Origin of the sequence: Pseudomonas sp. A-R-19, from assembly GCF_019956575.1 — a bacterium.
Classification (GTDB): Bacteria; Pseudomonadota; Gammaproteobacteria; order Pseudomonadales; family Pseudomonadaceae; genus Aquipseudomonas.
Genome location: NZ_JAHBDR010000051.1, coordinates 47,864 through 72,473, shown reverse-complemented (window position 1 = coordinate 72,473; position 24,610 = coordinate 47,864). Strand labels below are relative to the sequence as shown.

At 59.6% G+C, this 24,610-nt stretch carries 22 protein-coding genes; 12 read left to right on the top strand and 10 right to left on the bottom strand.

The window, feature by feature from the left end; genetic code table 11:
• Positions 1-10 precede the first annotated feature (10 nt).
• The 3 genes from KGA88_RS13830 to KGA88_RS13820 all read left to right on the top strand — a co-directional run bounded on the left by KGA88_RS13830 (position 11) and on the right by KGA88_RS13820 (position 5,510).
• Positions 11-1,111 carry a DUF1513 domain-containing protein gene (locus tag KGA88_RS13830; protein ID WP_223591700.1) on the top strand — a complete coding sequence of 367 codons (1,101 nt, stop codon included), beginning with the start codon at positions 11-13 and terminating at the stop codon, positions 1,109-1,111.
• 201 nt (positions 1,112-1,312) lie between these two features.
• Positions 1,313-2,461, top strand: coding sequence for an efflux RND transporter periplasmic adaptor subunit (locus KGA88_RS13825; protein ID WP_223591698.1), 1,149 nt, complete (start codon positions 1,313-1,315; stop codon positions 2,459-2,461).
• A 13-nt stretch (positions 2,462-2,474) separates the two neighbouring features.
• Entirely contained in the window at positions 2,475-5,510 is a 3,036-nt protein-coding gene (locus tag KGA88_RS13820; protein ID WP_223591696.1) for a multidrug efflux RND transporter permease subunit, read from the top strand.
• 189 nt (positions 5,511-5,699) lie between these two features.
• Here KGA88_RS13820 and KGA88_RS13815 read toward each other — a convergent pair whose 3' ends face one another.
• From KGA88_RS13815 to colR, 5 genes are all read right to left on the bottom strand, one after another.
• Complete coding sequence (locus KGA88_RS13815) at positions 5,700-5,927, bottom strand: hypothetical protein (protein ID WP_110661176.1); 228 nt, start codon at positions 5,925-5,927, stop codon at positions 5,700-5,702.
• 2 nt (positions 5,928-5,929) lie between these two features.
• Positions 5,930-6,643, bottom strand: a complete 714-nt coding sequence (locus KGA88_RS13810) for a lipopolysaccharide kinase InaA family protein (RefSeq protein WP_223591694.1) — start codon at positions 6,641-6,643, stop codon at positions 5,930-5,932.
• 4 nt (positions 6,644-6,647) lie between these two features.
• Complete coding sequence (locus KGA88_RS13805; RefSeq protein ID WP_110661179.1) at positions 6,648-7,316, bottom strand: class I SAM-dependent methyltransferase; 669 nt, start codon at positions 7,314-7,316, stop codon at positions 6,648-6,650.
• A gap of 154 nt (positions 7,317-7,470) precedes the next feature.
• Positions 7,471-8,745: a sensor histidine kinase gene (locus tag KGA88_RS13800; RefSeq protein WP_110661174.1), complete on the bottom strand. Its 1,275-nt coding sequence runs from the start codon at positions 8,743-8,745 to the stop codon at positions 7,471-7,473.
• On the bottom strand, positions 8,735-9,418 hold the full coding sequence (colR, locus tag KGA88_RS13795) for a two-component system response regulator ColR (protein ID WP_110663084.1): 684 nt from the start codon (positions 9,416-9,418) through the stop codon (positions 8,735-8,737). The genes KGA88_RS13800 and colR overlap by 11 nt, the downstream gene beginning before the upstream one ends.
• A gap of 202 nt (positions 9,419-9,620) precedes the next feature.
• Here colR and KGA88_RS13790 point away from each other — a divergent pair, with 202 nt between their 5' ends.
• A complete protein-coding gene (locus KGA88_RS13790; protein WP_223591692.1) occupies positions 9,621-11,570 on the top strand; it encodes an LTA synthase family protein in 1,950 nt (649 codons plus the stop codon).
• A gap of 53 nt (positions 11,571-11,623) precedes the next feature.
• Positions 11,624-12,367 carry a phosphatase PAP2 family protein gene (locus KGA88_RS13785; protein WP_223591689.1) on the top strand — a complete coding sequence of 248 codons (744 nt, stop codon included), beginning with the start codon at positions 11,624-11,626 and terminating at the stop codon, positions 12,365-12,367.
• Between the two features lie 228 nt (positions 12,368-12,595).
• On the opposite strand, the gene groL is transcribed toward KGA88_RS13785, so the two are convergent.
• From groL to KGA88_RS13765, 4 genes are all read right to left on the bottom strand, one after another.
• A complete protein-coding gene (gene groL, locus KGA88_RS13780; protein WP_008053540.1) occupies positions 12,596-14,242 on the bottom strand; it encodes a chaperonin GroEL in 1,647 nt (548 codons plus the stop codon).
• Between the two features lie 49 nt (positions 14,243-14,291).
• Complete coding sequence (locus KGA88_RS13775; RefSeq protein WP_007985847.1) at positions 14,292-14,585, bottom strand: co-chaperone GroES; 294 nt, start codon at positions 14,583-14,585, stop codon at positions 14,292-14,294.
• Positions 14,586-14,833: 248 nt separating this feature from the next.
• Positions 14,834-15,310 (bottom strand): FxsA family protein, encoded by a 477-nt coding sequence (locus KGA88_RS13770; RefSeq protein ID WP_008053539.1) that lies wholly within the window; start codon positions 15,308-15,310, stop codon positions 14,834-14,836.
• A 66-nt stretch (positions 15,311-15,376) separates the two neighbouring features.
• Positions 15,377-16,108 carry a HugZ family protein gene (locus tag KGA88_RS13765; protein ID WP_110660408.1) on the bottom strand — a complete coding sequence of 244 codons (732 nt, stop codon included), beginning with the start codon at positions 16,106-16,108 and terminating at the stop codon, positions 15,377-15,379.
• A 152-nt stretch (positions 16,109-16,260) separates the two neighbouring features.
• Here KGA88_RS13765 and KGA88_RS13760 point away from each other — a divergent pair, with 152 nt between their 5' ends.
• A complete protein-coding gene (locus KGA88_RS13760; RefSeq protein ID WP_110660409.1) occupies positions 16,261-17,019 on the top strand; it encodes an SDR family oxidoreductase in 759 nt (252 codons plus the stop codon).
• 133 nt (positions 17,020-17,152) lie between these two features.
• Here KGA88_RS13760 and apbC read toward each other — a convergent pair whose 3' ends face one another.
• Complete coding sequence (gene apbC / locus KGA88_RS13755) at positions 17,153-18,247, bottom strand: iron-sulfur cluster carrier protein ApbC (RefSeq protein ID WP_110660410.1); 1,095 nt, start codon at positions 18,245-18,247, stop codon at positions 17,153-17,155.
• A 333-nt stretch (positions 18,248-18,580) separates the two neighbouring features.
• Here apbC and metG point away from each other — a divergent pair, with 333 nt between their 5' ends.
• The 6 genes from metG (at position 18,581) to KGA88_RS13725 (ending at position 24,593) form a co-directional block, all read left to right on the top strand.
• Entirely contained in the window at positions 18,581-20,632 is a 2,052-nt protein-coding gene (metG, locus tag KGA88_RS13750; RefSeq protein ID WP_110660411.1) for a methionine--tRNA ligase, read from the top strand.
• A 223-nt stretch (positions 20,633-20,855) separates the two neighbouring features.
• Positions 20,856-21,425 (top strand): electron transport complex protein RnfA, encoded by a 570-nt coding sequence (locus tag KGA88_RS13745; protein ID WP_110660412.1) that lies wholly within the window; start codon positions 20,856-20,858, stop codon positions 21,423-21,425.
• Positions 21,422-22,435, top strand: coding sequence for an electron transport complex subunit RsxB (rsxB, locus tag KGA88_RS13740; protein ID WP_223591687.1), 1,014 nt, complete (start codon positions 21,422-21,424; stop codon positions 22,433-22,435). The genes KGA88_RS13745 and rsxB overlap by 4 nt, the downstream gene beginning before the upstream one ends.
• Positions 22,422-23,408: an RnfABCDGE type electron transport complex subunit D gene (locus tag KGA88_RS13735; protein ID WP_223591685.1), complete on the top strand. Its 987-nt coding sequence runs from the start codon at positions 22,422-22,424 to the stop codon at positions 23,406-23,408. The genes rsxB and KGA88_RS13735 overlap by 14 nt, the downstream gene beginning before the upstream one ends.
• Positions 23,405-24,016, top strand: a complete 612-nt coding sequence (locus KGA88_RS13730; protein WP_110662579.1) for an RnfABCDGE type electron transport complex subunit G — start codon at positions 23,405-23,407, stop codon at positions 24,014-24,016. The genes KGA88_RS13735 and KGA88_RS13730 overlap by 4 nt, the downstream gene beginning before the upstream one ends.
• A complete protein-coding gene (locus KGA88_RS13725; RefSeq protein WP_110662581.1) occupies positions 24,009-24,593 on the top strand; it encodes an Rnf-Nqr domain containing protein in 585 nt (194 codons plus the stop codon). Before KGA88_RS13730 ends, KGA88_RS13725 begins: the two co-directional genes overlap by 8 nt.
• The last annotated feature ends 17 nt before the right edge of the window (positions 24,594-24,610 follow it).

The window sequence follows — 24,610 nt, the reverse complement described above, 5'->3', positions numbered from 1 at the left end:
GGCGAGTTCCATGCTGCGACGCCAGGCTCTGACCTTGGGTAGTTTGTTGCTGGGTGCGGTGACGCTGGGCGGCTGGAAGCTGTTCAAGCAAAAGGACAAGAGTCCGTTGTTGCTTTCGGCACGGGACGATACCGATGGCCAGCATTACGCTGTCGGTTATCGGCTCGATGGCACCCAGGTGTTCGCCACCCGGGTCGGCCAGCGTTGCCACGACATCATCAACCACCCGACACAGCCGATTGCGCTGTTTGTCGCCCGCCGTCCGGGTACCGAGAGCTACCTGATCGACCTGCGCGACGGCGCGCTCCTGCAAACCGTGGTGTCGCAGCCAAACCGGCACTTCTACGGACACGCCGTCATCCACCACAGCGGCGACTGGCTGTACGCCACCGAAAACGACACCACCGATCCGGGTCGTGGCCTGCTCGGCGTGTACAAATTCGAAGGTGAACGGCTGGTGCACAGCGGTGAGATATCCACCCACGGCCTCGGTCCGCACCAGGTGTCGTGGATGCCCGATGGCGAAACCCTGGTGGTGGCCAACGGCGGGATTCGCACCGAAGCCGAAAGCCGGGTGGAGATGAACCTCAACGCCATGGAACCAAGCCTGGTCCTGATGCAACGTGATGGCACCCTGCTGAGCAAGGAAACCCTCGCCCAGCAGATGAACAGCGTGCGCCATCTGGCCATCGCCAGCGACGGCACCATCGTTGCCAGCCAGCAATTCATGGGCGCGGCCCACGAGTCATCGGAGCTGCTGGCGATCAAGCGTCCCGGCCAGCCTTTCGTGGCGTTCCCGGTGCCCGAGCACCAGTTGCAAGCCATGGGGCACTACACCGCCAGCGTCGCGGTACACAACGACTTGCGCCTGGTGGCGTTGACTGCACCACGGGGCAACCGGTTTTTCATCTGGGACCTGGACAGCGGCGAAGTACGCCTGGATGCGCCACTACCTGATTGCGCCGGGGTTGGCGCCGTGGCCGATGGTTTTGTCGTGACCTCGGGCCAGGGACGTTGCCGCTACTACGACTGCCGCCAGACAAATCTTGTTGCAAAGCCGCTGGAGCTACCCGCAGGGCTCTGGGACAACCATCTGCATCTGATGGCGTAAACACCCGCCAAACGCATCCCCTTACAGGAGCTGGCTTGCCAGCGATGGCAATCTCGAGAACAGCGTAAATTCAACGGCACTATCGCCGGCAAGCCGGCTCCTACAGGTTATGGGGTTCCAATAAACAGCCATTGGAATCCCTTTCCCAGTCGGAGTAATGTGCCCGACTGTCTCACCTGATTTTCTCCAAGGAACTGGAATATGCTGCGTCGCCGCATGCTGATCATGTTGGGTGTTGTTTTGCTGATTGTGCTGGTCCTGGGCGCGTACAAAGCCTTCTCCGTCTATACGATGATTCAAGGCTTCTCCGCACCCAAACCGCCCATCAATGTCGCTGTGGCCACCGCCACCGAACGTCCGTGGCAATCCCGGCTGCCCACGGTCGGCACCCTCAAGGCGCTGCAAGGTGTCGACCTGAGCCTGGAAATTGCCGGTACCGTCACCGACGTGCAGTTCGAGTCAGGGCAGAAGGTCAAGGCCGGCCAGCCGATCGTGCAACTAGACAGCGCCGTGGAAACCGCCCTCCTGGAAACCGCACAGGCCGACCTCGGGCTGGCCCAGGTGGATTACACCCGTGGCAGCCAGCTGGTGGGCAGCCAGGCGATTTCCAAGGGTGAGTTCGACCGGCTCTCGGCCGTTCTGAAAAAGAGCAAGGCCACGGTCAACCAGCTCAAGGCGGCGCTCGAGAAAAAACGCATCATCGCGCCGTTCAGCGGCACCATCGGCATTCGCCAGGTGGATGTCGGCGACTACGTGGCCAGCGGCACCATGATCGCCACCCTGCAAGACCTCAGCAGCCTTTACGTCGACTTCTTCGTCCCGGAACAATCGGTACCGAAAGTCGCCATCGGCCAGCCGGTTCAGATCATCGTTTCGGCCTATCCGACCCAGACGTTCCCCGGCACCATCAGTGCAATCAACCCCAAAGTCGAAAACAGCACCCGTAACGTTCAGGTCCGCGCCACCCTGTCCAACCCCGATGGCAAGTTGCTGCCCGGCATGTTCGCCAGCCTCCAGGTGCTCCTGCCCAACCCGCAGCCGCGCATCGTGGTACCGGAAAGCGCGATCAGCTACACGCTCTACGGCAACTCGGTGTACGTGGCCGTACCCAAGAAGGCCGAAGATGGCAGCCTGGAAAAAGACGACAAGGGCCAGCCAGTGCTGATCGCCGAACGGCGTTTTGTCGAAACCGGCGAACGCCGCGATGGGCAAGTGATGATCACCAAGGGCGTGCAGAACGGCGAGACTGTGGTGACCGCCGGCCAGCTCAAACTGGATAACGGTGCACACATCGCCATCAGCGACGACAAGACCCTCGCCGAGCAGAACAGTGCGCCACGCGCGAACTGATCAAGGAATCCCCATGGCTTTTACCGATCCGTTCATTCGCCGCCCGGTTCTCGCAACCGTCGTCAGCCTGCTGATTGTGCTGCTGGGCTTCCAGGCCTGGAGCAAGCTGCCGCTGCGCCAGTATCCGCAAATGGAAAACGCCCTGATCACGGTGACCACCGCCTACCCCGGGGCCAACGCCGAGACCATCCAGGGCTATATCACTCAACCGATGCAGCAAAGCCTGGCCAGCGCCGAGGGCATCGACTACATGACCTCGGTCAGTCGCCAGAACTTTTCGGTGATCTCGATCTACGCACGCGTGGGCTCCAACAGCGACCGCCTGTTTACCGAACTGCTGGCCAAGGCCAACGAGGTCAAGAACCAGCTGCCCCAGGACGCCGAAGACCCGGTACTGAGCAAAGAATCTGCCGATGCATCAGCGTTGATGTACATCAGCTTCTTCAGCAAGGAATTGAACAACCCGCAGATTACCGATTACCTGTCACGGGTGATCCAGCCGAAACTGGCGACCTTGCCCGGCATGGCCGAGGCCGAGATCCTCGGCAACCAGGTCTTTGCCATGCGCCTGTGGCTGGACCCGGTGAAGCTCGCGGGTTTCGGCCTCAGCGCCAGCGATGTGACCAACGCGGTGCGCCAGTACAACTTCCTCTCGGCCGCTGGCGAGGTGAAAGGCGAATACGTGGTCACCAGCATCAACGCCAATACCGAACTCAAGTCCGCCGAAGCGTTCGGGGCAATCCCGCTCAAGGTCGACGGCGACAGCCGTGTGCTGCTGCGCGATGTGGCGCGTGTCGAAATGGGCGCGGAGAACTACGACACCATCAGTTCGTTCGGTGGCACCCCTTCGGTGTACATCGGCATCAAGGCGACGCCCGGCGCCAACCCGCTGGAAGTGATCAAGGAAGTGCGCAAGATCATGCCGGACCTTGAGGCCCAGCTACCGCCGAACCTCAAGGGTGAAATTGCCTATGACGCCACCCTGTTCATCCAGGCCTCGATCGACGAAGTGGTGAAAACCCTGTTCGAAGCGGTGCTGATCGTGATCGTGGTGGTGTTCCTGTTCCTCGGCGCCCTGCGTTCGGTGGTGATCCCGGTGGTGACCATCCCGCTGTCGATGATTGGCGTGATGTTCTTCATGCAGATGATGGGGTACTCGATCAACCTGCTTACCCTGCTGGCGATGGTATTGGCCATCGGCCTGGTGGTGGATGACGCCATCGTGGTGGTGGAAAACATTCATCGCCATATCGAGGAAGGCAAGACACCGCTGGATGCCGCTATTGAAGGAGCCCGGGAAATCGCCATGCCGGTGGTGTCGATGACCATTACCCTCGCGGCGGTGTATGCACCGATCGGTTTCCTGACCGGCCTGACCGGGGCGCTGTTCAAGGAGTTTGCCCTGACCCTGGCCGGCGCGGTGGTGATTTCCGGTATCGTCGCCCTGACCCTGTCACCGATGATGTGTGCGTTTCTTCTGCGCCACGATGAAAATCCCAGTGGCCTGGCCCATCGCCTGGACATGATTTTCGAAAGCCTCAAGCGCCGCTACCAGAGCATGCTGCACGGCACCCTCAACACCCGGCCGGTGGTGTTGGTGTTCGCTGTGATCGTGCTGTGCCTGATTCCGGTCTTCCTCAAGTTCACCAAATCGGAACTGGCTCCGGATGAGGACCAGGGCATCATTTTCATGCTGGCCAACGCCCCGCAACCGACCAACCTGGACTACCTGAACACCTACACCGACGAGTTCATCTCGATCTTCAAGGCCTTTCCCGAGTACTACTCGTCGTTCCAGATCAACGGTTTCAACGGCGTGCAATCGGGCATCGGCGGTTTCCTGCTCAAGCCATGGAACGAGCGCAGCCGTACCCAGATGGCGATCCTGCCCGAGGTTCAAAGCAAACTGGAAAGTATCCCCGGGTTGCAGATTTTCGGCTTCAACCTGCCGTCCCTGCCGGGCACCGGCGAAGGCCTGCCGTTCCAGTTCGTCATCAACTCCGCCAACGATTACGAATTGCTATTGCAGGTGGTCGACCGGGTTAAAAAACGTGCGATGGAATCCGGCAAGTTTGCCTTCGTCGACGTTGACCTGGCCTTCGATAAACCGGAAGTGGTGGTGGATATCGACCGCGCCAAGGCCGCGCAGATGGGGGTTTCCATGCAGGATCTGGGAGGAACCCTGGCGACCCTGCTGGGCGAGGCCGAGATCAACCGCTTCACCATTGAAGGTCGCAGCTACAAGGTCATCGCCCAGGTCGAGCGGCCGTTTCGCGACAATCCGGACTGGCTGAACAATTACTACGTGAAAAACACCAAGGGCGAACTGTTGGCATTGTCGACCCTGATCACCATCACCGACCGTGCCCGACCACGCCAACTGAACCAGTTCCAGCAACTCAACTCGGCCATCCTGTCCGGCGTGCCGCTTGTGAGCATGGGGGAAGCCATCGACCTCGTGCGCCAGATCGCCCGGGAAGAGGCGCCCGTCGGTTTTTCCTTCGACTACGCCGGCGCGTCGAGACAGTATGTTCAGGAAGGCAGTGCCCTCTGGGTCACCTTTGCCTTGGCACTGGCGATCATTTTCCTGGTACTGGCGGCCCAGTTCGAAAGCTTCCGCGACCCGTTGGTGATCCTGGTCACCGTGCCCCTGTCCATTTGCGGCGCATTGATTCCGCTGTTCCTGGGTTGGTCGAGCATGAACATCTACACCCAGGTCGGGCTGGTGACGTTGATCGGGCTGATCAGCAAGCACGGCATTCTGATCGTCGAGTTCGCCAACCAGCTACGCAAGGACAAGGGACTGACGGCACGGGAAGCGGTGGAGGAAGCGGCGGCCATCCGCCTGCGTCCGGTCTTGATGACCACCGCGGCGATGGTGTTCGGCATGGTGCCATTGATCATCGCCACCGGTGCTGGCGCGGTCAGCCGGTTCGACATCGGCACGGTCATCGCAACAGGCATGTCGATCGGCACTTTGTTCACCCTGTTTGTGTTGCCCTGCGTGTACACGCTGCTGGCCAAGCCCGATAAACCTCGGGAAACATAACTCAATAACTGTAGGAGCCGGCTTGCTGGCGATGGGCTCAAGTGCCCCGCGTTTATTCAGTTCATACGCGTTATCGTTAACGACCATCGCCAGCAAGCCGGCTCCTACAAGGGACCGTGACCAAACCAATGAAAGCCCGAAAAAAAAGGCCTCGCTAATGCGAGGCCTTTCATTTGGGCTTCAATCGGTTCAACTTTGCGGCCTCAATCCCTGAGAAAGTCCGAACATGAACAGCAACAAGTCATGATCGGGTTGAGTGGCCACGGATGCCTTGGCAACCCGTGGCAATGGACAATGTTCTTCTGCGCTTATCGAGCTGAGAACCTGGGGGCGCGGTTGCTCCCAGGCTGCCATCGCGATTGATGCAACTGCCAAGGCTCCTACCAGAAACAAACCTCGTGCAATTTCGAGTTTCATCGCTATAAACCCTTGATAGCGCTGCCAAACGCCGTCTCATAAAAATAGACGAGCTTTTTCCAGTCTGCATCGCTGAACGACGAGTGGCGACGCAATTGCTTCATGTCATGGGCAGCAGCGCGATAGGCGGTCAAACGCTGTCGGCATTTCTCCAGGTCGATCAGGGCAATTTCGACCTTGGCCGACTCGCCCTCCCCGGTCACGCGAACGAATACGTGCTTGATGTAGATGCAGCTGTGCTGCCAGCGCCCCTTGTGCATGCGGGCCAGGTTTTCAGCCAGGTCCTTGAGCACACGGTCGTTTACGGCTTCACCATGACGTTCGCGGCCGCCACCAGCGTACCAGTGCTCGATTTCCTCGAAGCCATCCAGTGACTTGGTGACCAGCAATGCACGCCACTTGTGCACCGGATCGCGCTGTGCGCCGCAGAAAACGATTTGCGGAACCCGTACACCAAGCGCAGTTACACCGGTGAGGGCAGCTTGCTCGCGCAGCACCGTAGGCCGCCCGAAAGGGTGCAGCCAGCTGCGATGGATATGCCCGGTCTGACGCTTGACGTAGAGCAGCTGACCATCACTGCCCATAACGCGTTGAACGCCGCTTTCCCCGCCGCGACGGACGTTGGGTTCTTCTACCCATTCACCGCGCTGATTCCAGAAGTAATCGAAGCGGTCCTGGGAAGCGACTTCCGTTTCTGCTGCACACTGCACTGCCATCCTGTTACCTCTTGCGTAATACGTAAACTCGCCACATGGCATAGAGCGGCAAAAAGTCCAGTTGTTCCTGGATGCGGAAACCCGCCTGCTCAAATTCCTTTTCTACTGTAGCGGCCGGTAACACAAACCGGTTTTGGTAACCTTCCTGCCCACGTGTTTTCTCCGACCGCTTGCGTTTCCAGGCCTTGAAGTTGCCATCGACCCACAACGAAAGGATCACGCTGTCACGGGAAACGCGCTCGAATTCGCGCAAAATAGCCATGCGATGCTCGGCTTCACCGATGTGGTGCAGCAAGCGCATGCAAAAAATGCTGTCGACGGCGTTGTCCGGCAAGGCGATGTCGAATGCAGAAGTGTGCAAGGGTTGTACCCGTTTCACCACATCGGCAGGTTGCGCCTGGGTGGCGATCTTCAGCATGGACTCCGAGTTATCGGCGCCGATGATCACGCGGTTGGGCTTTTCGGCCAGCATGGGCCAGAAACGCCCTGCACCGCATGGCAAGTCGAGGACCAGGCCAGGCTCGCCCACCAGGGCCAGCGCCTTGCGTGCCAGTTGCAGGTCACGCCAGTGAGACAATTTACGGCCGAGACCGTCCTGGTGCTTACGCAGATAACGCTGTGCGTGTTGATCGTCGTACTTTTCGGAAAAATCTAGTTTGATCGGGCCGTCCATCATCAGGTCTCCTGAACTTCTGATAACAACTACCTTAGGTTTCGTGGTGTCGGTTACAGGTGATCCAATTGTGAAAAAATTGTTAAGGAAACCTAGAAGTATTACAGGGTTTTACAGAAATGATAGGGCTTCCTGGACGCATGGCCCAATGGATTCAAGCTCGGGACAACTCCACCTGAAAACGGCAGCCACTGGGTTCCATGGTTGTCAGACTGACGCTCCAGCCCTGGTTTTCACAGATCCGCTGTACCAGTGAAAGCCCAAGGCCCAAGCCTTCCCCGCGCTTTTCAGTGCCACGAACGAACGGTTCGAACATCGCCTCGCGTTTTTCCTCGGGAATGCCCACACCACTGTCTTCGACCAGAAAGCCCGTGCCCGTCAGGGTCAAGCGGATAAAGCCCTGCTCGGTGTAATGCAGGGCATTGCGCAGCAAGTTCCCCATTACCGCATGCAAGAGCGTTGCATTGTAGACTTCGGCCCCAGGCTTGCCCGGCTCGAAGATCAGCTTCAACCCTTTGCTTTCAATGGGCTCGCGCCACAGACCGAGCAGGCCCTCGGCCACCTGGCCCAGGGACTGCTGTGGCGACATGCTGGCGTCTTCGCGCTGGGCTCGGGCCAACATCAGGAAGGTTTGCACCAGCTCACGCATTTCTTCACAGGCTCGGCCGATGCGCTCGACCTGGGCGCGGCCGCGCTGATCGAGACCGGGGTTTTCCAGCAACAGCTCGCAGGAACTGGCCAGAATCATCAGGGGTGTACGCAATTCGTGGCTGACATCGCTGGTAAACAACCGCTCGCGGGTCAGGGCTTGACGCAAGCGCCCGAGGGTGGCGTCGAAGGCCACGGCCAGTTCGCCCACTTCGTCGGCGGCATAATCCGGGGCCAAGGGCGGAGCCAAACCCAGCAGTTGATCGCGATGGCGTACCTGGCGGGCCAGGCGCACCACCGGTGCCATCACCTTGCGGGCCAGGACCCAGCCGAGAAACACCGCCAACGCCAGACTGAGCACGAAACCCACCAGCACCACGGCAAACAGCACCCGCTCACGCTCTTCAAAGTCGCTCTGATCCTGCAACAGCACGTACCGTCGGCCGTCGACGATTTCGACCATGGCGTGGTACGACAGGTTTTCCCGGAACACCTCGTGGAAACCCGGCTCCAGGTGCCGCAGATCCTTGGGCAACCTGAAATCACCCGGACCGCTGCTGAAGTAGAACAATTGGTCCGGCTCGGGTCGATGGCTCCAGTCCGTGACATTGTCCATCAGCAACAGACGCTGCAAATCGCCGCCCAGGCCTGCCGAAATCAGTTTTTCCTCCACCAGGTGCACGGTTGCCACGATGCCCATGGCAAAGGCACCTGCCACCAGCGCGCTCATCAGTGCAAAGGCAATGATGATGCGTTGAGAAAGGCTCTGCTTAAACTCCATTACGCCCCTCTGCCAAGCGATACCCCACACCGTGCACGGTTTGCAGCAACGGCTTGGCGAACGGCTTGTCGATCACCTGGCGCAGCTGGTGGACATGGCTGCGCAGGCTGTCGCTGTCCGGACAGTCATCGCCCCAGAGCGCTTCTTCAAGAATTTCACGGCGCAACACATGCGGGCTTTTCTGCATCAACACCGCCAGCAATTTCAGGCCGACCGGGTTGAGCTTCAGCAACCGTCCTTCGCGGGTGACTTCCAGGGTGTCGAGATCATAGTTGAGGTCGCCGACCTGCAAGGTCCTTCGTCCACCGCCCTGGGTACGACGCATGACCGCTTCGATACGCGCTGCCAGCTCAGACAGGGCGAATGGTTTGATCAAATAGTCATCGGCACCGGACTTGAAGCCTTGCAGACGATCATCCAGTTGATCTCGCGCCGTGAGCATGATCACCGGCGTCTCGCGGCGGGCATCTTCGCGCAGGCGCTTGCACAGGGTATAGCCATCAATGCCGGGCAACATGATATCGAGCACGATCAAATCGTAGTGCTCGGTGGCCGCCAGATGCAGGCCAGACAAACCATCCTGCGCGCAATCCACGGTATAGCCTTTGAGCCCCAGGTAATCGGCCAGGTTGGCCAGGATATCGCGGTTGTCTTCAACCAATAGAATTCGCATGGGTATCTCTCCGTCCACAGTAATGGCCGTCATGGCCCGCGCAGCTTAAGGCCAAGTGTGGCTCACGGCTAGGGGAAGGCTATGAGTGAATCAATTCGTTCAACCAAAAGGTAAGATTGACAAGTTTTTCACTATCGAATCACACGTTGACTACAGCGGATGATGAAGACTGTCACGCGATTGATAATAAGGAATGTAGAAAATGGACTCTTTGAAGACGGCACCCATGCGTTTTTTGCTGCTGGTGACCGGCACCTGGCTGGCAATTTTTTTTCTGACTCGAACAGTCCTGCTCCTCACACACCTGGATGAGGCCGGAAGCGGCTTCCTGTCGGTGTTTGGTATCGGGCTGCTCTACGACCTGGGTTTCATTGCCTACGCGGCACTGCCCATGGGCCTCTACTTGTTGCTGTGCCCGCCGGCCCTTTGGCGCACTCGTGGCCATCGCTGGTTTCTTCAAGGTCTATTGACCGTCAGTTTGTTCGCGATGCTGTTCACCTCGGTGGCCGAGTGGCTGTTCTGGGATGAATTCGGCGTTCGCTTCAACTTCATCGCCGTCGACTACCTGGTGTATTCCGACGAAGTACTGAACAACCTGCTGGAGTCATACCCGATCGGCACGCTGCTGAGCATCCTCGCCGTGCTGGCCGTGGTCCTGAGTTTTGCATTGCGCAAACCCTTCAAAGCTGCACTCGATGCGCCGTTGCCGCCGCTGCGTGGCCGCCTGCTCAATGCACTCGGCTTGTTGATCGTCGCCGGCCTGAGCCTGCAGTTGCTCAGCCAGGATGCCCCGCGCGCCCAGGGCGGCAACGCCTATCAGAATGAACTGGCGAGCAATGGCCCTTATCAGTTCTTCGCGGCATTCCGTAACAACGAACTGGACTACCCGCAGTTCTACAGCACACTGCCGTCGGCCGTGGCTGCCCAACAGATTCGCGCTGAACTGGCCGAGCCCAATGCCCGCTTCGTGGGTGAAGACCCGCAGGACATACGCCGGCAGATTGATAACCCCGGCGCACCGCGCAAACCCAATATCGTGCTGGTCACCATTGAAAGCTTCAGCGCCAAGTACATGGGCAGCAACGGCGACACCCGTAACCTGACCCCCAATCTTGATGCCTTGCGCAAGCAGAGCCTGTACTTCAATAATTTCTACGCCACCGGCACCCGCACCGACCGCGGCCTGGAAGCCATCACCCTGGCGATTCCGCCGACGCCAGGCCGCTCGATCGTCAAGCGCGTGGGTCGTGAAAGCGGCTTTGCCAGCCTTGGCCAGCAACTCAATGCCGTGGGCTACGACAGCGTATTTGTTTACGGCGGGCGCGGATACTTCGACAACATGAATGCGTTCTTCAGCGGTAACGGCTACCGCATCGTGGACCAGAGCAGCGTTGAGGAGTCGGAGATTCACTTCAAGAATGCCTGGGGCATGGCTGATGAGGATCTCTACAATCAGACACTGAAACTGGCCGATGCCGACTACGCCAAGCAGCAGCCATTCCTGCTGCAATTGATGACGACATCCAACCATCGCCCTTACACCTATCCGGACAACCGGATCGACATCAAGTCGGGCAACGGCCGTGACGGCGCAGTGAAATACACCGACTACGCGATTGGTCGGTTCCTTGATCAGGCGCGGCAAAAACCCTGGTTTGACAATACAATCTTCATCTTTGTCGCCGATCACACCGCAGGCAGCGCCGGCAAGGAAGACTTGCCTATCGCCAACTATCAGATTCCGCTGTTCATCTATGCACCCAAGTTGATCGAAGCCCGGGAAACGGCACAATTGGCCAGCCAGATCGATCTGGCGCCTACTTTGCTGGGACTGCTCAATCTGGATTATGAATCGACATTTTTTGGACGTAACCTGTTGCAAGATAACCCGCTGCCACCACGGGTGGTGGTCGGCAACTATCAGCACCTCGGGTTGTTCGACGGCAAGGACCTGGCAATTTTGAGTCCTCGCCAGGGATTGCGTCGTCATGATGAAGCGCTGACCGAAAGCCGCGAATCCCGGTCCAGTGCCGATGACCCGCTGATTACTCGCGCCATCAGCTATTACCAAACCGCCAGTTATGGCTTCAAGCAACAGCTGCTTGGCTGGAAGGCGCCCAAGGAGGGTGTCGGTCAAGTCGGCGAACGTTAACTGAATCGCCCCGGGCTGATGCCCCGGGGCTTTTCCTTTGTTCAGGATCCACCATGTCATCAACCGCTGTCCGCCCCGTTCCTCGTCCACTCAACTTCTGGGTGTGCCTGGGGGTTCCCGCCGTTGCGGCGATCATTCTGGTGTTGCTCGAACTGACTTCACTGGACATGGACCTCGCCAAACTATTCTATGACCCGGTCGCGGGCGACTTCATCGGTCGGCACAGTTACTTCCTGGAAAACATCCTGCACGATCGCGCCAAGCAAGTGGTCATCGCCTTCTCGGTGTTTGCCATCCTCGGTTATATCGCTTCGTTCTTCATGACCTGGCTCAAACCGCTCAAGCGCGAGCTAGGCTGCCTGGTGCTGTCCCTGGGCCTGGCGACTTCCTTTGTCACGCCCATGAAAGCGGTGACCGCGGTGCAGTGCCCGTGGAGCCTCGAGCAGTTCGGCGGCCATGAAACGTACAGCGAACTGTTGAGCCCTCGCCCGCATACCGATAAACCGGGACGTTGCTGGCCCGGCGGCCATGCAGCCACCGGCTTTACCCTGTTTGCGCTGTTTTTCGTCTTGCGTGACCGTCGCCCACGCATGGCTCGGGCAGCGTTAGTCTTCGCCTTTGCCTTGGGCTCGGTGTTCTCCATCGGGCGAATGATGCAGGGCGCGCACTTCTTCTCACACAACGTATGGACGGCGGTGTTCTGCTGGCTGATTTGCCTGGGGTCGTACTACTACGTTCTGTATCGACCGGCGTTGAAGGTTGTGCAGGAGACAAAGGCGGAACCGGTCAGTGCCTGAACTGACGCCTTCGCGGGCAAGCCACGCTCCCACAGGAACTACGCAATAACCTGTGAGAGCGGGCTTGCTCGCGAAAGCGGACTGTCAGTCGAGGACTATTTTGACTGATGCACCGCCTTCGCGAGCAAGCCCGCTCACATTGGATCGATGTGAACATTGAAATCCGGACAATAAAAAACCCCGCCTGCTTGCGCAGGCGGGGTTTTTTCGTACAGGGGTAAGGCTGGCTTACATCATGCCGCCCATGCCGCCCATACCGCCCATGTCTGGCATACCGCCGCCAGCACCGCCGTCTTTCTTCGGTGCATCAGCAACAGCAGCTTCGGTGGTCAGGATCAGACCGCCGATCGACGATGCAGCTTGCAGAGCGGAACGGGTGACCTTGGTTGGGTCCAGGATGCCCATTTCGATCATGTCGCCGTATTCGCCAGTCGCAGCGTTGTAACCGAAGTTACCTTTGCCGTTCTTGACTTCGTTGACCACAACGCTTGGCTCGTCACCGCTGTTGGCAGCGATCTGACGCAGCGGTGCTTCAACGGCACGGCGCAGAACTGCGATACCGACGTCCTGATCAGCGTTGTCGCCTTTCAGATCGTTCAGGGTTTGCAGAGCGCGAATCAGCGCAACGCCACCGCCAGGTACCACGCCTTCTTCAACGGCTGCACGGGTTGCGTGCAGGGCGTCTTCAACGCGGGCTTTCTTCTCTTTCATTTCAACTTCGGAACCAGCGCCAACCTTGATCACTGCAACGCCACCGGACAACTTGGCCAGGCGCTCTTGCAGTTTTTCACGGTCGTAGTCCGAGGAAGTTTCGGCAACCTGGGCACGGATCTGGGCAATGCGGGACTCGATGTCGCCTGCTACGCCAGCACCGTCAACGATGATGGTGTTTTCCTTGGAGATGGTCACACGCTTGGCGCTGCCCAGGTTTTCCAGGGTAGCGGCTTCCAGGCTCAGGCCGATCTCTTCGGAGATAACGGTACCGCCAGTCAGAACGGCGATATCCTGCAGCATGGCCTTGCGACGGTCGCCGAAGCCTGGAGCCTTGACGGCTGCAACCTTGACGATGCCACGCATGTTGTTCACGACCAGAGTCGCCAGGGCTTCGCCTTCAACGTCTTCGGAAACGATCAGCAGTGGGCGGCCGGCTTTGGCAACGGCTTCCAGCACTGGCAGCATTTCGCGGATGTTCGAGATCTTCTTGTCGACCAGCAGAACCAGCGGGTTGTCCAGCTCGGCAACCATGGTTTCCGGCTTGTTGACGAAGTACGGGGACAGGTAGCCACGGTCGAACTGCATGCCTTCTACAACCGACAGTTCGTTTTCCAGGCCAGTGCCTTCTTCAACGGTGATCACGCCTTCTTTACCGACTTTTTCCATGGCTTCGGCAATGATGTCGCCGATGGAATTGTCGGAGTTGGCGGAGATGGTACCTACCTGAGCGATTGCCTTGGTGTCAGCGCATGGCTTGGACAGGTTTTTCAGCTCTTTGACGATGGCGATGGTCGCCTTGTCGATGCCGCGCTTCAGATCCATCGGGTTCATGCCGGCAGCGACGGCTTTCAGGCCTTCGTTGACGATCGACTGAGCCAGAACGGTAGCGGTGGTAGTACCGTCACCAGCGTCATCGTTGGCACGGGAGGCAACGTCTTTGACCAGCTGCGCGCCCATGTTTTCGAAACGGTCTTCCAGTTCGATTTCTTTGGCAACGGAAACGCCGTCCTTGGTGATGGTCGGAGCGCCGAAGCTCTTCTCGATGATCACGTTACGGCCTTTCGGGCCCAGGGTCGCTTTTACTGCGTCAGCCAGGACGTTGACGCCCTTGAGCATCTTTTTACGGGCGGAATCGCCAAACAGAACTTCTTTAGCAGCCATGATCGATATTCCTTAAATACTTTGTAGTAGTGGAAAATGAACGGGGGTATCAGCCTTCGATAACAGCGAGGATTTCGTTCTCGCTCATTACCAGCAGGTCTTCGCCGTCGACTTTCACAGTGTTGCTGCCGGAGTAAGGACCGAACACAACCTTGTCGCCCACTTTCACGGACAGTGCACGCACTTCACCGTTTTCCAGTACGCGGCCGGTGCCTACAGCGAGGATTTCGCCGCTGTTGGCTTTTTCAGCAGCCGAACCTGGCAGGACGATACCGCCGGCGGTTTTCTTTTCTTCTTCGCTGCGACGGATGACGACGCGGTCATGCAGAGGACGAAGCTTCATTGTCGATCTCTCCTAATTGTGGTTTTCATCGGCCGGTGTAGTCCCGGCGGGTTTAACAAAGGCCGGCGTTGCCGGTTGCGGTTCGTCAAGCGAACCGCGGAAGTCTGTCTGGCGTGATCGCCAGAAACCTTGCGGTGACCGTTACATAAGGGCGCATAAGCTTATTACAAGGGCGGGGCTCGAAAATTTTTCAGATCGAGGCTCCGCAAACGAACACGGCACCCGAAGGTGCCGTGTCGATCTGTGTATTACTTGGTATCGCGGTGTTCGAACTCGCCTTCGATCACGTTGGGCTCGCGGCCCAGCGGCTCGCGCGGGGCCGGGCCGCCACGGGCCTGCAGGTCATCGGCGAACGCCCGCTGACGCATGGCCTGCTCTTCGGCGCGCTGGCGCATTTTATTGGCCAGCAGACGACGACTGAACGGCAGCAGCATGAACAGGCCGATCACATCGCTGATGAAACCCGGAAGAATCAATAGGCCACCGGCCAATGCCAGCATCAGGCCTTCGAGCATGGTCTGGGCCGGCAGTTCGCCGCGGCTCAGGCTTTCACGGGCACGCAGGGCCGTGGCCAGGCCGGCGATACGCAGCACGAACACACCGAACATCGAGCCAAGAATGATCAGCAGCAGGGCCGGGAAAAACCCGATAGACCCTGCCACCTTGACGAATACGAACAGCTCCAACACCGGGAACAGCAGAAAGAGCAACAAAAAAGGGCGCATCAAATGGTTCCTCAACGCAAGAATGCCTTGCCAGTTCACCTTAGATGACGTCGCCGTTTCGTGATTTCAAGCGTCGGCCACTTCATTTTTCGGCCAATGTTCGGCGTGAGCCAGAGAAACCAAGGCTTCGCGGACTTGTGTCGGGGTATTACAAGGCGCTTGGAACGGCAACCAGTACAGGCTTTGACCGATACGCAAGTGCATGCCTTCTGTGTCGATACCGACCATCTGCGCCGGCGAAGTTTTCGGCAGGCCCGCCAGGTCCACGTAGTGGGCAATGGCTTTGGCATGATCGGCGTTCATGTGCTCGACCATGCTCACCTCGGCCTTGCCGGCGAACGGGTTGGCCAGGGCCAGGTCGTTGACCCAGTGAATCGCGCCAAAACCACCGATATAGCGATGGCGTACAGGCTCGAGCACCCAGAAATCGAAATCGTGGGCCTGGTGATAACCCTGCGACTCCGGGAAGTAGCGGTAGTAACGCTCGGAGGCGGCCTCGATGGCGGCTTCGTCTTCGATCTGATGAGCCTCGGCCAGATAGGTCAGGCGACCGACAGCTTGCACGTCCTCAGCCCCGCGCTCGCCGACAAAGAGCGAGCACTTCGGATCTTTTTGCAAATTATGCGTGTGCTGGGCGATGCGGCTGATCAGGATCAGCGGCCGGCCCAGCTCGTCCAGACAGTACGGAACCACGGAGCCGAACGGAAAACCGGGCATCGATTTGGAGTGCGTCGAGAGTACCCCACGGTATTCCTTGAGAAGCAATTCTCGTGCATGCTTGGCCGCTTCAACGCTCAATTTATGACTCCTTAATTAGAATCCGTCAAAAAAACGGATCGGCCACTGGTAAAAGTACCAGCACGCCATTGGGGGCAATTCTCAAGTGCCAAGGTAGGCGTGAAAGAGAAGATGCCTAATAAGAAAACACCCAGACCTACCGGGGCATGCGAATGCAACTCACTGACAAAGTAATCATTATCACTGGCGGTTGCCAGGGTTTAGGTCGCTCCATGGCCGAGTATTTCGCCAGCAAGGGCGCGAAGCTCGCACTGGTCGACCTCAATCAGGAAAAACTCGACGACGCCGTCGCGGCCTGCAAGGCCAAGGGTGTCGAAGCGCGCGCTTACCTGTGCAACGTCGCCAATGAAGAACAGGTGACCCACATGGTCTCCCAGGTCGCCGAAGACTTCGGCGCGATCCACGGTTTGATCAACAACGCCGGGATCCTGCGCGACGGCCTGTTGCTCAAGGTCAAGGATGGCGAAATGACCAAGATGAGCCTGGCCCAGTGGCAGGCGGTCATCGACGTCAACCTGACCGGCGTGTTCCTGTGCACCCGTGAAGTCGCGGCGAAAATGGTCGAGCTGAACAACAGCGGCGCGATCATCAATATCTCGTCGATTTCCCGCGCCGGCAACGTCGGTCAGACCAACTACTCGGCGGCCAAGGCCGGTGTCGCGGCGGCGACCGTGACCTGGGCCAAGGAACTGGCGCGCTATGGCATTCGCGTGGCCGGCATTGCACCGGGCTTCATCGAAACCGAAATGACCCTGGGCATGAAGCCTGAAGCGCTGGAGAAAATGACCGCCGGGATTCCGCTCAAGCGCATGGGCAAGCCGGAAGAGATCGCCCATTCGGCGGCGTACATCTTCGAGAACGACTATTACACCGGTCGGATTCTGGAGATGGATGGCGGGTTGCGGATCTAACCCTGACACAAAACCAATGTGGGAGCGGGCTTGCTCGCGAAGGCGATAGATCAGTCAACTTATTGGTTGAATGACACACCGCTTTCGCGAGCAAGCCCGCTCCCACATTTGGTCAGCGTTTATCTGACGAATATCAATCGTCGCTGATGCTGATATTCGGCATCGCCGGCGTCAACGCTTCCTGCAACACAATCCGCGCGCCAACGTGACGGGCCAGTTCCTGGTAAACCAGGGCGATCGGGCTGTCAGGCTCGGCGATCACCGTTGGCTTGCCGCCATCGGCCTGTTCGCGGATGGTCATCGCCAGCGGCAGCGAAGCCAGCAGTTCGACGCCATACTGGTTGGCCAGCTTCACGCCGCCACCCTCGCCGAACAGATGCTCGGCATGGCCGCAGTTCGAGCAGATGTGCACGGCCATGTTTTCCACCACGCCCAGCACCGGAATGTTGACCTTGCGGAACATTTCCACGCCCTTTCGCGCGTCCAGCAATGCCAGGTCCTGCGGGGTGGTAACGATGACCGCACCGGCCACCGGCACTTTCTGCGCCAGGGTCAGCTGGATGTCACCGGTGCCTGGCGGCATGTCGATGACCAGATAATCCAGGTCGCCCCATGCCGTCTGGGTTACCAGTTGCAGCAAGGCACCGGAGACCATCGGACCACGCCAGACCATCGGCGTGTTGTCGTCGGTCAGGAAGGCCATGGACATCACTTCCACACCATGGGACTTGAGCGGAACGAACCACTTCTGATCCTTGACCTCGGGACGGGTGCGCTCGGGGATGCCGAACATGATGCCCTGGCTCGGACCGTAGATGTCCGCATCGAGAATCCCGACCTTGGCGCCTTCACGAGCCAGGGCCAGGGCCAGGTTGGCCGCCGTGGTGGACTTGCCCACGCCGCCCTTGCCGGAGGCCACGGCTACCACGTTCTTGACGTTGGCCAGCCCCGGAATCTGTGCCTGGGCCTTGTGTGCAGCGATCACGCTAGTGATCTCGACACGGGCACTGGCCACGCCATCCAACCCCTGAATGGCCATTTCCAGCATCTGCGCCCAGCCACTCTTGAACAGACCGGCGGCGTAACCCAGTTCGAGCTGAACGCTGACGCGGTCGCCCTGGATCTCGATGTTGCGCACGCACCCGGCGCTGACCGGGTCCTGGTTCAGGTAAGGGTCGGTGTATTGGCGAAGGACGGCTTCCACCGCTGCGCGATTGACGGCGCTCATGGGCAACTCCGAAAACAGGACTTGGAAAAGATGACAGGTATCGTACCTGTTCCGCGCCCGAGGCGGCATGCTTGTAGATCATTTGTTGCCAATGCATGACTGTGGCGAGGGAGCTTGCTCCCGCTGGGTGGCGAAGCCGCCCCAATTCCGGCAGCCCGGTTCCTGCAGACTAATCGCATCAGCTTGATTACGACTGCTGCGCAGTCGAACGGGGGCAAGCCCCCTCGCCACAGGTTTCACCGGCTATGCATCCGGAAACAGGCTCACAGGGTGAAAAATATGCGCCAGCGCTTTATAGTGGCCGACCTCCGTTTCATCAAGTAGCCGAGCCCCATGTCCGAGCCACGCAAGATCCTCGTCACCAGCGCCCTGCCCTATGCCAATGGTTCGATTCACCTTGGCCATATGCTGGAATACATCCAGACCGATATGTGGGTGCGCTTCCAGAAGCACCGCGGCAATCAATGCATCTATGTCTGCGCCGACGACGCCCACGGTTCGGCGATCATGCTGCGCGCGGAAAAGGAAGGCATCACCCCGGAACAACTGATCGCCAACGTCCAGGCTGAACACAGCGCCGACTTTGCCGACTTCCTGGTGGACTTCGACAACTTCCACTCCACTCACGCCGAAGAAAACCGTGAGCTGTCGAGCCAGATCTACCTGAAGCTGCGTGACGCCGGGCACATCGCCACGCGCTCGATCACCCAGTACTTCGACCCGGAAAAGAAAATGTTCCTGGCCGACCGCTTCATCAAGGGCACTTGCCCGAAATGCGGCACTGAAGACCAGTACGGCGACAACTGCGAAAAATGCGGCGCGACCTACGCACCGACCGACCTGAAGGATCCGAAGTCGGCAATCTCCGGCGCCACCCCGGTGCTCAAGGATTCCCAGCACTTCTTCTTCAAGCTGCCTGACTTCCAGGCCATGTTGCAGACCTGGACCCGCAGCGGCACCCTGCAGGATGCCGTCGCCAACAAGATCGCCGAATGGCTGGATGCCGGCCTGCAACAGTGGGACATCTCCCGCGATGCGCCGTACTTCGGTTTCGAGATTCCCGACGAGCCGGGCAAATACTTCTACGTCTGGCTGGATGCGCCGATCGGCTACATGGCCAGCTTCAAGAACCTCTGCAACCGCACGCCGGAGCTGGACTTCGACGCGTTCTGGGGCAAGGACTCCACCGCCGAGCTGTACCACTTCATCGGCAAGGACATCGTCAACTTCCATGCCCTGTTCTGGCCAGCCATGCTCGAAGGTGCGGGCTACCGCAAGCCGACCGGGATCAACGTGCACGGCTACCTGACCGTCAACGGCCAGAAGATGTCCAAGTCCCGTGGCACTTTCATCAAGGCCCGGACCTACCTGGACCACCTGTCGCCGGAATACCTGCGTTACTACTACGCGGCCAAGCTGGGCCGTGGCGTCGACGACCTCGACCTGAACCTCGAAGACTTCGTGCAGAAGGTCAACTCCGACCTGGTGGGCAAGGTCGTCAACATCGCCAGCCGTTGCGCCGGGTTCATCAATAAAGGCAACGCCGGCGTGATGGTCGACACCAACGCCGCGCCGGAACTGACCGACGCATTCCTGGCCGCCGCGCCAAGCATCGCCGACGCCTATGAAGCCCGCGACTTCGCCCGCGCCATGCGCGAGATCATGGGCCTGGCCGACCGCGCCAACGCCTGGATCGCCGACAAGGCACCGTGGTCGCTGAACAAGCAGGAAGGCAAGCAGGACGAAGTCCAGGCCATCTGCGCCACCGGCGTCAACCTGTTCCGCCAACTGGTGATCTTCCTCAAGCCTGTGCTGCCGTTGCTGGCCGCCGATGCCGAGGCGTTCCTGAATGTCGCGCCGCTGACCTGGAACGACCACGCGACCTTGCTCAGCAATCATCAATTGAACGAGTTCAAGCCATTGATGACCCGTATCGACCCGGTCAAGGTACAAGCCATGACCGACGCTTCGAAAGAAGACCTGACCGCCAGCCAGACTGACACCGGCGAAGCCGCACCGGCCGGCAACGGCGAGCTGGCCAAGGATCCGCTGTCGCCGGAAATCGAGTTCGACACCTTTGCCGCGGTCGATTTGCGCGTCGCCCTGATCGTCAAGGCCGAACACGTGGAAGGCGCCGACAAGCTGTTGCGCCTGACCCTGGACATCGGCGACGAGACGCGCAACGTGTTCTCCGGGATCAAGAGCGCTTACCCGGACCCATCGAAGCTCGATGGTCGCCTGACCATGATGATCGCCAACCTCAAGCCACGGAAAATGAAGTTCGGCATCTCCGAAGGCATGGTGATGGCGGCCGGTCCTGGCGGTGAAGAGATCTACCTGCTCAGCCCTGACAGCGGCGCCAAGCCGGGCCAGCGCATCAAGTAAGGCCTGCGGCAAATCGATCCCACAGTCGTGCCTGGCGCGGCTGTGGGATTTTCATATCTGGCCCACCCTCCGTCCTTGCCGGATAATGCCTAAGCTCCTGTAGGAGCGAGTTGGCTCGCGATGGTCGTCAACGATAATGCGTGCCCACAGGTTGAACGCGGCGCTCTTGAGTCCATCGCGAGCAAGCTCGCTCCTACAACAACTGTTCCTGCCGGCATGAACAATGACCGAAATCCTGCTTACGCTTATCAGCGCCGCCCTGATCAACAACCTCGTGTTGCACTGGCCGCTGGCCGTCGATCCGCTGTTGGCCGGCCAGCGCCGTCAGGTCCATGCCCTGGGCATTGCGACAACGTGCCTGATGCTGATCGTGGGCATGCTCGGCTACGCGCTCTATCACTGGCTGCTGGTGCCCCTGCAATTGACGGCGCTGCGTCTTTTTGTGTTTCTGCCATTGAGCGTACTGCTGATTGGCCCGTTGCTGAATCTGCTGCCACGGGTGTTTTCGACACTGCCGTTCGAAGGCCTCTGGCCGTTGCTACTGGGCAATGCCGGCGTACTCGGCGTGGCCTTGTTCAATGCTCAAGAGGACAAGGGCTTGCTTCACGCCACGGCCTTGAGCCTCGGTGCGGGGTTGGGCTTCTGGCTGGTGTTGAGCCTGTTCACTGATTTGCGTGAGCGCACGGCCGACAACGATGTGCCCCTGCCCTTTCGCGGCCTGCCGATCGACCTGATCGGTGCCGGCCTGATCGCAGTGGTTTTTCTCGGATTCAGCGGACTGATCAAAACATGAGTCTGATTCAAAGCATCGACGCACTCTTGCCGCAAACCCAATGCGGCAAGTGCGGCCACCCCGGGTGCAAGCCGTACGCCGAAGGCATCGCCAACGGTGAGCCGATCAACAAGTGCCCACCCGGGGGCAACGAAACCATCGCGGCACTGGCCGAACTGCTGAAGGTGCCGGTGCTGGAACTGGACATCACTCGCGGCTCGGCACCCGCGCAGATCGCCTACATCCGCGAAGCCGAGTGCATTGGTTGCACCAAGTGCATCCAGGCCTGCCCGATCGATGCCATCGTCGGCGCAGCCAAGCTGATGCATACGGTCATTATCGATGAGTGCACCGGTTGCGATCTGTGCGTGGCGCCGTGCCCGGTGGACTGCATCGAAATGCGCCCATTGCTGGCCAATACGGTACTGCCCGTTGTCGGCGGCCTGGCCCTGACACCGCAAGCGCGGCAGGCCCGCACCCTCAAGCGCGATCACGCGCGGCGCCGCTTCGAACAACGCAATGCCCGCTTGCTGCGTGAGGAGCAACAGAAAATCGCCGAGCGCCAGGCCCGACAACGAGTCGCGCAACCTGCGCAAACAGCAGTCGACCCGGTACAGGCCGCTCTCGAGCGTGTCCGCGCACAGAAAGCCGCCAATGCCGATGCCGCGTTGAAAAAGGCCAAGATCGATGTGGCGATGAGTCGGGCACAACTGCACAAATCGCTGAAGGCCTTCGGGCATCCGCCGACCTTCGAGCAGCAATCGCAGCTGATCGTCCTGCAACAGCAGTTTGAAGCCGCCGAAAAAAACCTGGCGCAACTGGAAAGCGCCGCCCCGCCAGCCCCTGCGCCGACGATCACCGCCGTGCCATCAAATGATGCCGAGCTGAAACGGGCCAAGATCCAGTTGGCCATGCGCCGCGCCGAACTGAAGAAGGCTCAGGCCAACGAAGCACCGGCGGAACAAATCGAAGCCCTGGAGCGCACACTCGGCGAGGCCGAACGCCAGGTGAACGCCCATGCCGGCCCTTGAAGCAGTCGATGGTCGCCTGCAGCAGGCGATGAAGCTGGTGCTGCTGGCCACCCTGCCGGGAGTGCTCGCGGCGTTCTGGCTGTACGGCTGGGGTGTATTGATCAATCTGGTCCTGGCGACCGCAGCGGCGGTGGCCGTCGAAGCCGCCGTCGTGCAATGGCGCAAGCCCCCCCTGAGACCCACCCTGCGCGACGGTAGCGCGTTGGTCAGTGCCACCTTGCTGGCCTTGGCGCTGCCGCCTTACTGCCCATGGTGGCTGACTCTCAGTGCTGGCGCTTTTGCGATGGTCTTTGGCAAGCACTTGTATGGCGGCGTCGGCTCGAATCCCTTCAATCCGGCGATGCTCGGTTTTGCTCTGGTGCTAGTGACCTTTCCCCAAGCCATGACCCATTGGCCATCGCCCCATGGCATGGACCTGCTCAGTGGCTTGCAGCAAGTGTTTGGTGTCGGCCAGGCAGCGGATGCGTGGGTGCAGGCCACGGCACTGGACAGTCTGCGGATCAACAAAAGCCTGACCATGGATGAACTGTTTGCCGCCAACCCCGCATTCGGCCACTACGGCGGCCGGGGTGTTGAATGGATGAACCTGGCGTTCCTGGCGGGCGGAATGTTTCTCCTGCAGCGACGGGTCATCAGTTGGCATGCTCCGGTCGGCATGCTGGCCAGCCTATTCATCATCAGCCTGCTGTGCTGGAACGGTTCGGGCTCCGACTCCCATGGCTCACCCCTGTTTCACCTGCTGACCGGCGCGACGATGCTGGGGGCGTTCTTTATCATCACCGAACCGGTATCCGGTGCCAGAAGCCCCGGGGCAAAACTTCTGTTCGGCGTCGGCGTCGGGCTCCTGACTTACTTGATTCGTACCTGGGGCGGTTATCCGGACGGCATCGCCTTTGCCGTTCTGTCGATGAACCTGTGCGTACCGGCGCTGGAGCGGTTCGTGGCGGCCAGACAACAGCCGGAGGCACCATGAGCCGGTCATCGAGCATTGCGCTTCTGGTGCTTTTGGCCGCACTTGGCCTTGGTGTGACGTACTTCGTGCAACTCGGCAGCGCGTCGCGCATTGCCGCCGAACAGCGCCTGATCGACAGCCGTAATCTGCTGGACCTGATCGCGCCGGAAAGCTACGACAATCAACCACTCGAACACCCCATCAAGTTCGAAGCAACCGCCCTGACCAACAGCACTGTGCTCGGTGGTTATCTGGCGACCCAGGCCGATCAACCCGTCGCGGTCTTGCTGCGCAGTCAAACCATTGGCTACGCCGGTGCCATCGACCTGCTGGTCGCTGTCGATGCCAATGGCAGGTTGCTGGGCGTCAAAACCCTCAAACAGTCAGAAACACAAGGACTGGGGGCACGGATCGCCGACTGGCCTAATTCATGGCTGCAGATTTTTTCCGGCAAATCTCGAACAGAACCCGGCGAAAGCGGCTGGGCGCTGAAAAAGGATCAGGGGCAGTTCGATCAGATCGCAGGCGCAACCATCACCTCAAGAGCGGTGATCAATGCTGTCCACGATGCCTTGCGCTACTTCGATGAACACCGGCAACAACTGCTCGGAAAACCTGCCCATGGATAACTCATCGACTCTGCGCAATTGCTTGATGCTGACTCCGCTGATCGGCGCCACCCACTCGCTGACGGCCGCACTTGGCCTGTGCCTGATGTTCATGCTGGTGACCCAGTTGTTCAGTCTGGTCATGGGCGCCCTGCGATCCAGACTGGTCCCGACGGCCCGCTTGCTGGCCAGCATCCTGTTGGCCGCCACGCTTACCAGTTGCGCGGAACTCATGGCACAAGCCTGGTCGCTGCAATGGCAGCAGCATCTGGGGTTCTATGGCGCCTTGATCGCCTTGCAATGCGTCGTACTGGAATACACCGGGTTCTTTCAGAACGACTGGCGGCAACGCCTGCGACTCAATGGCCTGTTTGTCACGCTGATGATCGCGCTGAGCCTGCTGCGCGAACTCATTGGCAACGGAACACTTGGAAACCATCTATCGTGGCTGATCGGCGCAACGCAAACTGACTGGCAAGGCTGGGTGCTGGTGGCTGATGGCGGTCTGCGCCTGGCCACATTGGTCCCCGGCGGATTCATTCTGCTCGGACTGCTGATCGCCGCCTGGCAGGCCTGGCGCCCCACGCCCACACTTTGATTGCCTTTGAGGAAACG

What these genes read in the sequence shown, in the direction of transcription:
- KGA88_RS13800 (WP_110661174.1), bottom strand. Translation starts at nt 8,745, where the DNA reads ATGGAGTTTAAGCAGAGCCTTTCTCAACGCATCATCATTGCCTTTGCA.
- colR (WP_110663084.1), bottom strand. Translation starts at nt 9,418, where the DNA reads ATGCGAATTCTATTGGTTGAAGACAACCGCGATATCCTGGCCAACCTG.
- rsxB (WP_223591687.1), top strand. Translation starts at nt 21,422, where the DNA reads ATGAGTCTGATTCAAAGCATCGACGCACTCTTGCCGCAAACCCAATGC.
- KGA88_RS13785 (WP_223591689.1), top strand. Translation starts at nt 11,624, where the DNA reads ATGTCATCAACCGCTGTCCGCCCCGTTCCTCGTCCACTCAACTTCTGG.
- metG (WP_110660411.1), top strand. Translation starts at nt 18,581, where the DNA reads ATGTCCGAGCCACGCAAGATCCTCGTCACCAGCGCCCTGCCCTATGCC.
- KGA88_RS13805 (WP_110661179.1), bottom strand. Translation starts at nt 7,316, where the DNA reads ATGGACGGCCCGATCAAACTAGATTTTTCCGAAAAGTACGACGATCAA.
- KGA88_RS13760 (WP_110660409.1), top strand. Translation starts at nt 16,261, where the DNA reads ATGCAACTCACTGACAAAGTAATCATTATCACTGGCGGTTGCCAGGGT.
- KGA88_RS13725 (WP_110662581.1), top strand. Translation starts at nt 24,009, where the DNA reads ATGGATAACTCATCGACTCTGCGCAATTGCTTGATGCTGACTCCGCTG.
- KGA88_RS13815 (WP_110661176.1), bottom strand. Translation starts at nt 5,927, where the DNA reads ATGAAACTCGAAATTGCACGAGGTTTGTTTCTGGTAGGAGCCTTGGCA.
- KGA88_RS13735 (WP_223591685.1), top strand. Translation starts at nt 22,422, where the DNA reads ATGCCGGCCCTTGAAGCAGTCGATGGTCGCCTGCAGCAGGCGATGAAG.
- KGA88_RS13745 (WP_110660412.1), top strand. Translation starts at nt 20,856, where the DNA reads ATGACCGAAATCCTGCTTACGCTTATCAGCGCCGCCCTGATCAACAAC.
- apbC (WP_110660410.1), bottom strand. Translation starts at nt 18,247, where the DNA reads ATGAGCGCCGTCAATCGCGCAGCGGTGGAAGCCGTCCTTCGCCAATAC.
- KGA88_RS13830 (WP_223591700.1), top strand. Translation starts at nt 11, where the DNA reads ATGCTGCGACGCCAGGCTCTGACCTTGGGTAGTTTGTTGCTGGGTGCG.
- KGA88_RS13825 (WP_223591698.1), top strand. Translation starts at nt 1,313, where the DNA reads ATGCTGCGTCGCCGCATGCTGATCATGTTGGGTGTTGTTTTGCTGATT.
- KGA88_RS13775 (WP_007985847.1), bottom strand. Translation starts at nt 14,585, where the DNA reads ATGAAGCTTCGTCCTCTGCATGACCGCGTCGTCATCCGTCGCAGCGAA.
- KGA88_RS13770 (WP_008053539.1), bottom strand. Translation starts at nt 15,310, where the DNA reads ATGCGCCCTTTTTTGTTGCTCTTTCTGCTGTTCCCGGTGTTGGAGCTG.
- KGA88_RS13730 (WP_110662579.1), top strand. Translation starts at nt 23,405, where the DNA reads ATGAGCCGGTCATCGAGCATTGCGCTTCTGGTGCTTTTGGCCGCACTT.
- KGA88_RS13790 (WP_223591692.1), top strand. Translation starts at nt 9,621, where the DNA reads ATGGACTCTTTGAAGACGGCACCCATGCGTTTTTTGCTGCTGGTGACC.
- KGA88_RS13810 (WP_223591694.1), bottom strand. Translation starts at nt 6,643, where the DNA reads ATGGCAGTGCAGTGTGCAGCAGAAACGGAAGTCGCTTCCCAGGACCGC.
- groL (WP_008053540.1), bottom strand. Translation starts at nt 14,242, where the DNA reads ATGGCTGCTAAAGAAGTTCTGTTTGGCGATTCCGCCCGTAAAAAGATG.
- KGA88_RS13820 (WP_223591696.1), top strand. Translation starts at nt 2,475, where the DNA reads ATGGCTTTTACCGATCCGTTCATTCGCCGCCCGGTTCTCGCAACCGTC.